The 11,804-nt window shown below is 71.9% G+C and carries 9 protein-coding genes; 5 read left to right on the top strand and 4 right to left on the bottom strand.

What is annotated here, in order from left to right; translation table 11 throughout:
- Window positions 1-11 precede the first annotated feature (11 nt).
- A complete protein-coding gene (locus ACFVU2_RS18515; RefSeq protein ID WP_387877428.1) occupies window positions 12-1,277 on the top strand; it encodes a Glu/Leu/Phe/Val dehydrogenase in 1,266 nt (421 codons plus the stop codon).
- Between the two features lie 7 nt (window positions 1,278-1,284).
- Here the strand turns inward: ACFVU2_RS18515 and ACFVU2_RS18510 are convergent, their stop codons facing one another.
- The gene (locus ACFVU2_RS18510) at window positions 1,285-1,818 is read right to left on the bottom strand and encodes a GNAT family N-acetyltransferase (protein WP_387877426.1); all 534 of its coding nucleotides are present in this window, start codon (window positions 1,816-1,818) and stop codon (window positions 1,285-1,287) included.
- A gap of 147 nt (window positions 1,819-1,965) precedes the next feature.
- Complete coding sequence (locus ACFVU2_RS18505; protein ID WP_387877423.1) at window positions 1,966-3,012, bottom strand: hypothetical protein; 1,047 nt, start codon at window positions 3,010-3,012, stop codon at window positions 1,966-1,968.
- Between the two features lie 182 nt (window positions 3,013-3,194).
- On the opposite strand from ACFVU2_RS18505, the gene ACFVU2_RS18500 reads away from it, so the two are divergent.
- Window positions 3,195-3,956 (top strand): MerR family transcriptional regulator, encoded by a 762-nt coding sequence (locus tag ACFVU2_RS18500; protein WP_387877420.1) that lies wholly within the window; start codon window positions 3,195-3,197, stop codon window positions 3,954-3,956.
- Window positions 3,957-4,057: 101 nt separating this feature from the next.
- On the opposite strand, the gene ACFVU2_RS18495 is transcribed toward ACFVU2_RS18500, so the two are convergent.
- The gene (locus tag ACFVU2_RS18495; protein WP_387877418.1) at window positions 4,058-4,957 is read right to left on the bottom strand and encodes a YitT family protein; all 900 of its coding nucleotides are present in this window, start codon (window positions 4,955-4,957) and stop codon (window positions 4,058-4,060) included.
- A 63-nt stretch (window positions 4,958-5,020) separates the two neighbouring features.
- Between ACFVU2_RS18495 and ACFVU2_RS18490 the strand changes: the two genes are divergently transcribed.
- A complete protein-coding gene (locus tag ACFVU2_RS18490) occupies window positions 5,021-6,499 on the top strand; it encodes a PLP-dependent aminotransferase family protein (RefSeq protein WP_387877415.1) in 1,479 nt (492 codons plus the stop codon).
- Here the strand turns inward: ACFVU2_RS18490 and ACFVU2_RS18485 are convergent.
- A complete protein-coding gene (locus tag ACFVU2_RS18485; protein WP_387877412.1) occupies window positions 6,463-7,401 on the bottom strand; it encodes an SDR family NAD(P)-dependent oxidoreductase in 939 nt (312 codons plus the stop codon). The genes ACFVU2_RS18490 and ACFVU2_RS18485 overlap by 37 nt on opposite strands.
- Window positions 7,402-7,508: 107 nt before the next feature.
- Between ACFVU2_RS18485 and ACFVU2_RS18480 the strand changes: the two genes are divergently transcribed.
- On the top strand, window positions 7,509-8,168 hold the full coding sequence (locus ACFVU2_RS18480) for a TetR family transcriptional regulator (protein WP_387877410.1): 660 nt from the start codon (window positions 7,509-7,511) through the stop codon (window positions 8,166-8,168).
- A gap of 142 nt (window positions 8,169-8,310) precedes the next feature.
- Window positions 8,311-11,727, top strand: coding sequence for an efflux RND transporter permease subunit (locus ACFVU2_RS18475; protein WP_387877407.1), 3,417 nt, complete (start codon window positions 8,311-8,313; stop codon window positions 11,725-11,727).
- Window positions 11,728-11,804: the final 77 nt, after the last annotated feature.

Below are 11,804 nucleotides of genomic sequence, written 5' to 3'. Positions count from 1 at the left end.
GAGGAGGAGCCGTGGCCCTGACGTTGGATCTGACGGAAGCGAACCCGCTCGAGGAGGCGATCGCGCAGTTGGACGGCGCCATCGCGACTCTGGGCTACGACCCGGGGGTGCGCGACATGCTCGCCACTCCGCGTCGGGAGATGACCGTGGCCGTGCCGCTGCGGGCCGACGACGGGACGGTGACGGTGTTCACGGGCCACCGCGTCCAGCACAACTTCTCGCGCGGACCCGCCAAGGGCGGCCTGCGCTACAGCCCGAACGTCACGCTCGAAGAGGTGCGGGCCCTGGCGATGTGGATGACGTGGAAGTGCGCGCTCGTCGACATCCCGTACGGCGGTGCCAAGGGCGGGGTGCGGATCGACCCGCGGCTCCACTCCGAGGCCGAGCTGGAGCGCGTCACCCGGCGCTACACCAGCGAGATCCTGCCCATCCTCGGCCCGGAGCGCGACATCCCGGCGCCCGACATCGGCACCTCCGAGAAGACCATGGCCTGGATCATGGACACCTACTCGGTGGTCTCCGGCTACACGGTCCCCGGCGTCGTCACGGGCAAGCCGCTCAGCCTGGGTGGTTCGCTCGGCCGCGCGAGCGCCACCTCCCGCGGCGTCGTGCACATCGCCCTGGCGGCGCTGCGCCACCGCGGCATCACACAGGAAGGCGCGACCGCCGTCGTTCAGGGCTTCGGAAAGGTCGGCCGCGACGCGGTCGTCTTCCTGCACGAGGCCGGCGTGCGCGTGGTGGGGATCGCCGACCAGTACGGCGCGGTGCACAACCCTGCGGGCATCGACCCGGAGCGGCTCGCCGCCCACGTCGACGCCACCGGTTCAGTCGTCGGCTACATCGGCGCCGACGCCGCCGACAGCGCCCAGGTGCTGGAGCTCGACGTCGACCTGCTCATCCCCGCCGCGGTCGAAGGCGTGCTCACCGAGGAGAACGCTCCGCGCGTGACCGCCCGCGTCATCGTCGAAGGCGCCAACGGCCCGACCACCGCAGCCGCGGACGCGGTCTTCGCCGCCAACGGCCAGCTCGTCGTACCCGACATCCTCGCCAACTCCGGCGGTGTGATCGTCTCGTATTTCGAATGGGTGCAGGCCAACCAGGCCTACTGGTGGCGCGTCGACGAGGTGGAGGCGAGGCTCGAGGAGCGGATGCTCGCCACCTGGCGCGACGTGCTCCAGTCCGCGCGCTCGCGCGACCTCACCCTGCGGGCCGCCGCGACGGCGCTCGCCGTGGAGCGGGTGGCCGAGGCGCACCGGCTGCGCGGGCTCTACCCGTAAGCCGGGCTCAGACCTCGCGCGTGAACAGGTGGACGGTGATCGCCTGGCCGTCGTCGTGGATGTGGATGTCGCGCTCGGGATCGGCGACGAAGCCCAGGCTCGTGTACAGCGCGTGGGCGCCGGTCATGTGCTCGCCGCTGTTGAGCGCCACGACCCGGTAGCCGCGACGGCGGGCCTCGTCGAGCGTGAACGCGGTGAGGCGGGCGCCGATGCCGCGGCGGCGGGCGTCGGGGCTCACCGCGAGAAGGCGGAAGTACAGCTCGCCCGCGCGGAGCGCGCCACCCAGGTCGTAGCCGTCGCGCAGGATGGAGACGGTGCCTACGAGTGTGCCGTCGGCATCCGCCGCGACCCAGATCTCGTACTCGTCCGTGCGGGCAGCCGTGTCGAGCAACTGGGCGCGGTAGCCGTCACTGATCGTGTAGTCGTTCCGGTAGGCCGCGTAGCTGAGCTCGCCGATCGCCGCGTACTCGGCCGGGTCGGCCAGGCGGATGACGAGGCCGTCATCCCGTGGTGTCGTCGGTGCCGTCTCGGTGGCGCTCATCGCTCTCCTCGTGTCGTTCGCAAGTGGTCGCGTGAAGCCCAACGCCGGCCCGCCCCTGCCTCTTCCCGGACACGCGAAAGGTGAGTCGTTGCGGGTCTGCAGTGGTGCTGACCCGCAACGACTCACCTCTCGGCGGTGCCGGCGGCGCTAGCGGTAGAGCGGGGTGCCGTCCGGGGCGGCGGGGACGGGGGTGCCGTCCACGTGCAGCGGCCAGCCGAGCTGCTTGCCGGCGGGGACGGAGGCGAAGTCGGGGCGTCCGTCCGGGCCGGCGGCCAGCGGCGTGCCGTCGGTGAAGTGCGGCCAGGCGAGCGGGCGGGGCGGGACCGTCGGAACCGGCGCGGGAGCGGCCGGAGCGGCGGGTGCCGGGGCGGCGGGAGCGGGAGCGGCGGGTGCCGGAGCGGCGGGAGCCGCCGGCGCAGCGGGAACGGGTGCAGGCGCAGTGGCGGGGGCAGCCGCCGGCGGCGCGAAAGCGGGCGCGGGCGGGACGGGCTGGCCGTATCCGCTGGCCGGGTATGCGGCAGCCGGGTAGCCGGCCGTCCCGTAGGCCGCCGGGGCGTAGCCGGCTGGTGCCTGCCCCGCGGTCCGCTGCTCCCGCGACCCGAGCAGTCCCCACAGGGGGACCAGCACGAAGCAGACGCCCGCCACGATGCTGATCGCGCCGATGACGCGACCGTAGAACTCGTAGTCCCAGAGCGTGTTGAACGAGTGCGGAGCCGGAAGGGTCACGAGCACGGCGATCAGCGCCAGCGCGACGAGGGCGACGACCGCGAAGATGTCGGTCGGGCGGCTGCGCCACCGGTTCCAGATCAAGCGCAGCAGGTCGCCGAGGCCGAGCATCGCGCGCACCCACAGCAGTGTCCCGATCCCGAGGAAGAAGGCGCCGAACTGGTCGCCGACGGTGAACGGGCTGAGCCAGATGATCCCGATCCACAGCAGCAGCAGATACGCGTCGGCCGCGAGCGACGAGAGCTCGAACCAGGAGGGGCGGAACCGGCCGATGAGGGAGTCGACCCACACCAGCAGGGCGAAGACCACGAGCGTGATGTTGGTGGCGATCACGCGGCCGAGCGTCTCGCCGCTCACGCCGAAGAGCACGAAGCCGATCGAGAGCAGAGCGGCGAGGATCACCGCCCCGATGAGCACGCGCGGGGCCCACCCGCCGATCGCACTGTTCCGGATGCCGGGTGTCGTCACGTCGCACGCCTTTCAACGGTGGGCGGAGGCGCTGCGCCCCCGTCCGATCACGCTAACAGAACGAGGTGGCGCCGCATCCGGGCCTGCACCGACAAACTGCTCCGGACCTGCCCGGCCGGCTTGACCTTGACGTAACGTCAAGATCTAGCGTGAACTCCGCACGCCCGAGAGAGGAGCCGCTCATGGACTGGTCGATCCAGGACATCGCCCGCATCGCCGGCACGACCAGCCGGACGCTGCGGCACTACGACGGCATCGGCCTGCTGCGGCCGACGCGCATCGGGAGCAACGGCTACCGGTTCTACGACCGGGACTCGCTCGTGCGACTGCAGCGCATCCTGCTGCTGCGCGACCTCGGGCTGGGCCTTCCGGCCATCGCCCGGGTGCTCGCGGACCGCGAGGATGCGGCGCCCGCGCTGCGCGACCACCTCGGTTGGCTGCGCGGCGAGCAAGAGCGGCTGGCGCGGCAGATCGCGTCGGTCGAGACGACCATCCACGCAGTGGAGTCAGGAGCGGAGATCATGGCAGAGGAGATGTTCGACGGGTTCGACCACACCCGGTACAAGGAGGAGGTCGAGCAGCGCTGGGGTCGGGAGGCGTACGCGGCCTCCGACCGGTGGTGGCGCGGGATGACGCCGCAGGAGCGCCAGGAATGGAAGGAGCGGCAGGAGCGCCTCGCCTCCGACTGGACAGCGGCGGCGGCCCGCGGAGCCGCACCCGACTCCGATGAGGCGCAGGAGCTCGCCCGTCGGCACGCCGACTGGCTGGCTGGCATCCCGGGGACGCCGGGCTACGGTGCGGGCGCCCCGCCGGCCGCCTACCTCACGGGACTCGGCGACATGTACGTCGCCGACCCGCGGTTCGGTGCGAACTACGGCGGAGTGGAGGGGGCGACCTTCGTCCGCGACGCGCTCCGCATCTACGCCGCCGCGCATCCCGCGTAGGCCCCGGCCACCCCTCGCACGCCCCGCGGGCGCCGAGGAGGCGAACAATCCGCCGCCTCGGCACTTTTCGTGCGACTTATCGCCGCCTCGGTGCGGAGCCGTCAGGCGCGGCGGGTGCGGCCGCTCAGCCGGTCGTCGAGCCAGTGGGCGGCGATGACGCGGGAGGGGCGCGGCGCCGGGTCGGCCTCCCGCCCGGCGCGCTCCGCCGGCCCGCGGTCGGGCTGGGCCCGCCGCACCAACGGCCCCTGCGCGTGGTCGGCGAACCGGCTCCGCGCCGCCGCGTCGGACTCGAGCAGGATGCCGTCGCGCACGTCGACACGCGGGGCATCCTGCTCGTCCCGAAGGCCGGCCGACTGCTCGGCCGTTCCCTCGAGCTCGCCCTCCAGTTCCGCAGCCCTTGCAACGTGCGGGAGCCGGATGGCGAAGAAGGGGATGGTGATGGCGCACAGCGGCCCGATCAAGAGCGCCTCGGCCAGAGTGCCGACTCCGACGTTGCCGCCGAGGAACCAGCCGATCACGAGCACCACGATCTCGATACCGGTGCGCACCGCCCAGATCGGCCAGCCCGTGCGGGCGTGGAGCCCCGTCATCAGGCCGTCGCGCGGGCCCGGCCCGAGCTGCGCGCCGATGTAGAGGCCGGTGGCGACGGCCAGCAGCGCGAGGCCGGCGACGAAGACCAGCACCTGCGCCCAGAGCTGCGTCTGCTGCGGGATGACCCACAGCCCGAACTGCGCGCTCGGCCCGACCAGGAGCACGTTGAGCACGGTGCCGAGCCCCGGGCGCTGCCGCAGGGGGATCCAGAGCAGCAGCACGGCGAGGCCGACCACGTTGGTGATCAGCCCGAACGCCCATCCCGAGTGGATCGACAGGCCCTGCGCGAGCACGTCCCACGGCGACACCCCGATGGCGGCGCGGATCATCAGCGCGATGGCCATCCCGTAGAGGAAGAGGCCGATCAGCAGCTGGATGAGGCGCCGGGTCAGGAGGAGTCGAGTGGTCACGATGACAATCCAATCGTCCGATTGGCCTTCCATCAAGATGCCAATTCGGTTAAAGTGGCATGCATGTCGGACCCGCATCTCACCGCCCGCGCCCTCGAGACCCTGCTCGGGCAGTGGCGTGGCACCGGATCCCAGTACCAGGAGCTCGCGGACCGCATCCGGCTGCTGGTGCTCGACGGGCGCATCCCGATGGGGACACGGCTGCCCGCCGAGCGCGACCTCGCCGGACGGCTGGAACTCAGCCGCACCACGGTCGCGGCGGCCTACCGGCAGCTGCGCGAGGGCGGCTTCGTCGACAGCGTGCGCGGCTCGGGCAGCATCGCCCGCCTCCCGGGCCCGGTCCTCGCCCTGCCGGTCGGCGGCGGTGACGGGATGCTCGACTTCACCAAGGCGGCGCTGCCGGCGGCCACCGCGCTCCCGGCCGCCGCGCGTGCCGCCGCCGAGGAGCTGCCCCACTTCCTCCCCGACTCCGGCTACGACCCGGTCGGGCTGCCGCATCTGCGCGCCGCGATCGCCGCGCGGTACGCGGCCCGGGGCCTGCCGACCGACCCGGACCAGGTGCTGGTGACCGTCGGGGCGCAGCAGGCCATCGCGTTGATCGCCCGCACGTTCCTCGGCCGCGGCGACCGCGCGCTGGTGGAGATGCCCACTTACCCTCACGCCACGGAGGCCCTCCGGCTCGCGGGGGCGCGGCTCGTGCCGATCACGGTCACGCCGCCGGCGGAGGGTCCGCATCCGCTCGGCACGGAGCCGGACGGCTGGGACGCCGAGGCCGTCGAACAGACCATCCGCCGCGCCAACCCGGCGCTGGCCTACCTCATCCCCGACTTCCACAACCCGACCGGCGCCTCGATGTCGCCCGCGACCCGCGAGCGCGTGCTCGCGGCCGCAGCCGCGCAGGGCACCATCGTGGTCGGCGACGAGACCACCGGCGAGCTCGACATTGACCGCACGGGTGAGCACCTGCCGCTCCCGCTCTACGCGGAGCGGGCAGCAGGCGGTGCGCCGGTGATCCTGATCGGGTCGGCGAGCAAGAGCTTGTGGGGCGGTCTCCGGATCGGCTGGATCCGCGCGGACCGGCCCCTCGTGCAGCGCATGATCGCCGCGAAGCCCGCGACCGACCTGGGCACACCGATGATCGAGCAGCTCGTCGTCGCCCGGATGCTGCCGCAGATCCCGCAGATCGTGGAGGAGCGCCGGGTGCAGCTGCGGGAGGGGCGCGACACCGTGCGGCGGCTCATCGCCTCCACCTTCCCCGACTGGACGATTCCGCCCCTGCACGGCGGACTCGCCGCGTGGGTGGGGATCGGCGCCCCGGTCAGCTCCGCGCTGACCCTTGCCGCCCGCAACCACGGCCTGCTGATCGCCGCGGGCCCGCGATTCGGCCTCGACGGCGCGTTCGAGCGCTTCCTGCGCATCCCGATCACGTACTCGGTCGACGAGACCGAGCGCGCGTTCGCCGCGCTCGAGCGTGCCTGGGCCGTCGCGGCGAACGAACCGGCGCCCTACTTCGACGCCGCGGCGCTGCCCAACGTGGTCTGAGCGTCGACGCCGACGGCGCTGGCGGCGACCGCCCAGAGCGACGCCGCCAGGTCGCGCCCGCGGGCGCTGCGCGGGAGCGCCGCGCGGTGGGTCGGGCCGACGAGCGCCCACCGGTCGGGTCCGTAGTACGCGCCCTGCTCGGCGGCGGGGTCGGCGGCCGCGAACAGCAGCGGCTCGGCACCCTGCTCCACCCCCTGCGACGGCAGGAGCGTGCGGCGGGAGGGCTGGAGCGCCTTGTCCGCGTCCCGGCCCAGGTTGCGGCCGGCGGTCTGCAGATTCGTGCGGGTGTATCCGGGATGCGCCGCCGTGCTGAGCAGTCCCCAGCCGCGCTCGCCCGCGAGGGAGGCGAGGTGCAGGGCCATCAGCAGGTCGGCGAGCTTGGACTGCGCGTAGGCGCGCCCGGCGCGGTAGCGGTGCTCGGAGTCGAGGTCGGCGAAGTGGATGCCGCCGACGTTCGCAGTACCGCTCGACATCGTCGCGATGCGGGGCGACGGCGACTCCAGGATGCGCGGCAGCAGCAGGTTCGTCAGCAGGAACGGCCCGAGGAAGTTGCTCTGCCACTGCAGTTCGTGCCCGTCGACCGTGAGCGCGCGCTTCGGCGGGACCATGACACCCGCGTTGTTGACGAGGGTGTCGATGCGCTCGCCGTCGCGGAGGATGCCGTCGGCGAAGGCGCGCACGCTCGCGAAGTCGGCGAGGTCGACACGGCGCAGTTCGAGTTGCGCGCCGGGCACGATGCGCAGGATGTCGCGACGGGCGGCCTCGCCCTTCTCCAGGGAGCGGACGGCCATCGTGACGCGGGCTCCGGCGGCGGCGAGTCGGGTCGTCGCCTCCTTGCCGGTGCCGCTGTTGGCTCCGGTGACGACGATCGAGCGGCCGGTCTGGTCGGGGACGGTGTACATGGGTTCCTCCATCGCGCAGCGGATGTCCGGCTTGATCGTGAAACAATGAACCGGTGGTCTGTTACGGACAGTAATAGACCGATGGTCTGTTAGCAAGGGGGTTCCCGATGTCCCAGGCGACGTTCAGCCGGGCCCGCAGCGTCGAACAGCGTGCCCAGCGCCGCGAGGACATCCTGACGGCCGCGCGCGCGATGCTGGCAGACACCCGGGTCGCCGACCTGAGTCTCAACGAGCTGGCGCGACGGGTCGGACTCGCCAAGTCGAACGTCCTCCGCTACTTCGAGTCCCGCGAGGCCGTGCTGCTCGACCTCTACGACCGCGAGTTCCGCAGCTGGCTGGATGCGCTGGAGGCCCGCCTCGCCGCCACCGCCGACCGCACCGCCGACTCCCTCGCCGCCGCCGTCGCGGAGACGGCCGCCGCGCGCCCGGTCTTCGCCGAGCTCTGCGCGAGCGCCCCCGGCATCCTGGAGCACAACATCTCGGGGGAGGTCGCCCGCGCCTACAAGCGCGGCATGCTCGACTCGGCCGCCCGGCTGGCCGCACTGGCGGCACCATGGATCGGCACCGACGAGCCGGACGCGCTCGTGTTCGTCGGGGCGGTCACGCTCGGCATCGGCGGCGTCTGGTCGAGCTGCCGGGTCTCGCCCGGGATGGCCGACGCCTACGCCCTCGACCCAGAGCTCGCCCGGTACCGTCTCGACTTCGCGTCCAGCCTGCGGGCGGGGATCGCGGTCGTGATCCGAGGGGTGCGCGCCGGCCGGGAGTGATGCCCGGAGGCGATGCCCGGGTGGAGGCCTCCACCCGAAGTGGTACCACGGCATGAGGAAGTTGCACACGCTGCAATGAGATACTCTGCGTGCGTCATCGATGCCGCACGTCCTGCATCCACACCCGCTGAGGGGAACATCCGTGCACTTTCTCGCTGTGCTCAGCATGAAGAACCGCGCCTTGATCGCGCTCGTCACCATCGTGGCGGCCGTGTTCGGCGGTCTCGCGCTCACCAACCTGAAGCAGGAGCTGATCCCGTCGATCTCGTTCCCGCAGCTCGCGGTCGTGTCGACCTACCCCGGCGCGTCGCCGGAGGTCGTGAACAACGACGTGAGCACCCCGGTCGAGGCGGCCATCCAGGGCGTGCCCGACCTCGAGAGCACCTCCGCGGTCAGCAGCACCAACCAGTCGATCATCACGGCGAAGTTCACCTACGGAACCGACCTGGCGACCGCCGAGCAGAAGATCGACCGCGCGATCAACCAGATCAAGTCGAACCTTCCGTCGGGCGTCGAGCCGCAGGTCGTCTCCGGCAGCATCGACGACCTGCCGGTGATCCAGCTGGCGGTCAGCAGCAGCGGCGACCAGCGCACGCTCGCCGACGACATCACCAAGCTCGCCCTCCCCGACATCAAGGACGTCACCGGCGTCAACGGCGCCCAGCTGGTCGGCGAGGTCGGCCGCCGCATCACCATCACGCCCGACGCGGCGAAGCTCGCGGCGGCCGGGGTGAGCAGCTCGGCGGTGAAGGACGCCCTGCAGCAGAACGGCGTGCTGCTTCCGGGCGGTTCCATCACCGAGGACGGCAAGACCCTCTCCATCCAGTCGGGCAAGCAGCTCGCCTCGGTCGACGACATCGCGGCGCTGCCGCTCGTGCGCACGGCCACGGCCGGTGCTTCGGGCGCGACCGGTGCCTCTGGTGCGACCGGCGCCACCGGTGCGACCGGTGCCTCGGGTGCGACCGGCGCGACCGGCGCATATGGTGCCGCCGCCGAAGCGGCAGCGGGCGCGGCCACCGCCGAGTCGGCCACTCCGCCCACCATCGGCGACGTCGCCACCGTGGCCGAGACCGACGACCCGATCACCTCCATCTCGCGCGTCGACGGCAAGCCCGCCCTCACCATCGCGGTCACCAAGCTCCCCTCCGCCAACACCGTCGAGGTCTCGCACGGCGTGACGGAGCTCATCCCCGACCTCCAGAAGAAGCTGGGCTCCGACGCGAAGATCACCGTCGTGTTCGACCAGGCCCCGTTCATCACCCAGTCGATCAACTCGCTCACCGAGGAGGGCCTGCTCGGCCTCGTGATGGCGGTCATCGTCATCCTGGTGTTCCTGCTGTCGGTGCGCTCCACCCTGGTGACGGCGATCTCCATCCCGACCAGCGTGCTCATCACCTTCGTCGTGATGTGGGCGACCGGCTACACCCTCAACATCATCACGCTCGGCGCGCTCACGATCGCGATCGGGCGCGTGGTCGACGACTCCATCGTCGTCATCGAGAACATCAAGAGACAGCTGGTGCCCGGCGCCGATCGCGCGGTCACGATCGTGCGCGCTGTGCGGGAGGTCGCGGGCGCGATCACCGCCTCCACCATCACGACCGTCGCGGTGTTCCTGCCGTTGGCCTTCGTCGGCGACGTGACGGGCGAGCTGTTCCGGCCGTTCGCGCTCACGGTCACGATCGCTCTGCTCTCGTCGCTGCTCGTCGCGCTGACGATCGTCCCGGTGCTCGCCTACTGGTTCCTGCGAGCCCCGAAGGCGCGCAAGCACGAGGGCGGCGCCGAGCATGACGACGACGCGGCCCACCTGACCGTCGAGGAGGCCGCGGCCTCCGGCCACGACGAGCTCGAGCACCCGTCGCGCCTGCAGAAGGGCTACCTGCCGATCATCCGGTGGACCCTCAAGCACTCGGCGATCACGGTGATCCTCTCGATCCTCGTGCTCGTCGGAACGGTCGCGCTCGCTCCACTGATGAAGACGAACTTCCTGGGCGCGAGCGGCCAGAACTCGCTCACGATCACGCAGACGCTGGAGCCCGGTGCGAGCCTCCAGTCGAAGGACGACGCCGCGAAGTCGGTCGAGCAGAAGCTGCTCGACACCAAGGGCGTCGAGACCGTGCAGGTGTCGATCGGCTCCAGTGGCTCCTCGCTCCGCGACGCGTTCGCCGGCGGCGGGGGAGGCAGCACGACGTTCTCGATCACGACCGACCCCGACGTCGACCAGGAGAAGCTGCAGAACACCATCGAGAGCGAGCTCGGCTCCCTGAACGGGCAGGGCACCATCCAGGTGTCGTCGCAGAGCGGATTCGGCGCCTCCAGCGACATCGAGGTCGACATCTCGGCCAGCTCGAGCGCCGACCTGCAGAAGGCGACCGACTCGGTCGTCGCCGAGCTCAAGAAGCACGACTCGCTCAAGCAGGTCACCGACAACCTCAGCGCCTCGCTGCCGTACATCGCGGTGACCGTCGACCGCACGAAGGCTGCGGAAGCGGGCCTCAGCGAGGTCGCCGTCGGCACCATCGTGTCGCAGGCGATGCAGCCGACCCAGGCCGGGTCGGTCGCCATCGACGACACGACGCTGACGATCTACATCCAGAACGCCGACGCGCCGACCACGGTCGCCGGCCTCGCGGACCTCCAGATCCCGACGACGACCGGTCTCGTGCCGCTCAGCTCTCTGGCCACCGTCGAAGAGTCCAAGGGCCCGGCGACGGTGACCACGGAGCGCGGGCTGCGCACCTCCACCGTCACCGCCTCCCCGGCCACGGACAACCTGTCCGTCGCCAGCGCCGACGTGACGAAGGCGCTGACCAAGGCCGACCTGCCCGAGGGAGCCACGGCGAAGATCGGCGGCGTCTCGTCGAGCCAGACGGACGCGTTCGCGCAGCTCGGCCTCGCGCTGCTGGCCGCGATCCTGATCGTCTACATCGTGATGGTGGCGACGTTCCGCTCGCTGCGCCAGCCGCTGCTGCTGCTCGTCTCCGTGCCGTTCGCGGCGACTGGCGCGATCCTGCTGCAGCTCGTCTCGGGCATCCCGCTCGGCGTCGCGTCGCTCATCGGCGTGCTGATGCTGATCGGCATCGTGGTGACCAACGCGATCGTGCTGATCGACCTGGTGAACCAGTACCGCAGGCGCGGCCTCTCGGTCTCGGAGGCGGTCGTGCACGGCGCCTCCCGGCGTCTGCGCCCCATCCTGATGACCGCCCTGGCGACCATCGCGGCGCTCACCCCCATGGCGATCGGCCTGACCGGCCACGGCGGGTTCATCTCGCAGCCGCTCGCGATCGTCGTGATCGGCGGCCTGGTGTCGTCGACCGTCCTGACACTGGTCGTACTGCCGACGCTGTACAACCTCGTCGAGGGGGCGCGGGAGCGGCGGCAGGCGAAGAAGGCGGCGAAGAGCGGCGGCGACGACGGCTCGGCCACGAGCGGCCCGTCCGCCGGTGGTCCGTCGGCCGGTGGGCCGTCCGCGAGCGGCCCGTCCGCCGGTGGCGACCGGCCGGACGCCAACCCCGAGCCGCCCGTGTTCACCTCGCCCGCCGGGGGACAGCAGCTCTGACGACGTCCCGGGCGATCGACACGTCGTCCGGGATCCCAGACGGGGGATGCGCGACCGAACAGGCTCGCGCATCCCCC

The sequence above is a fragment of the Leifsonia sp. NPDC058194 genome (genome assembly GCF_042883605.1).
GTDB lineage: Bacteria > Actinomycetota > Actinomycetes > Actinomycetales > Microbacteriaceae > Leifsonia.
The sequence above is the reverse complement of the archived record's forward strand: the minus strand, read 5'-3'. Positions and strand labels throughout refer to the sequence as shown.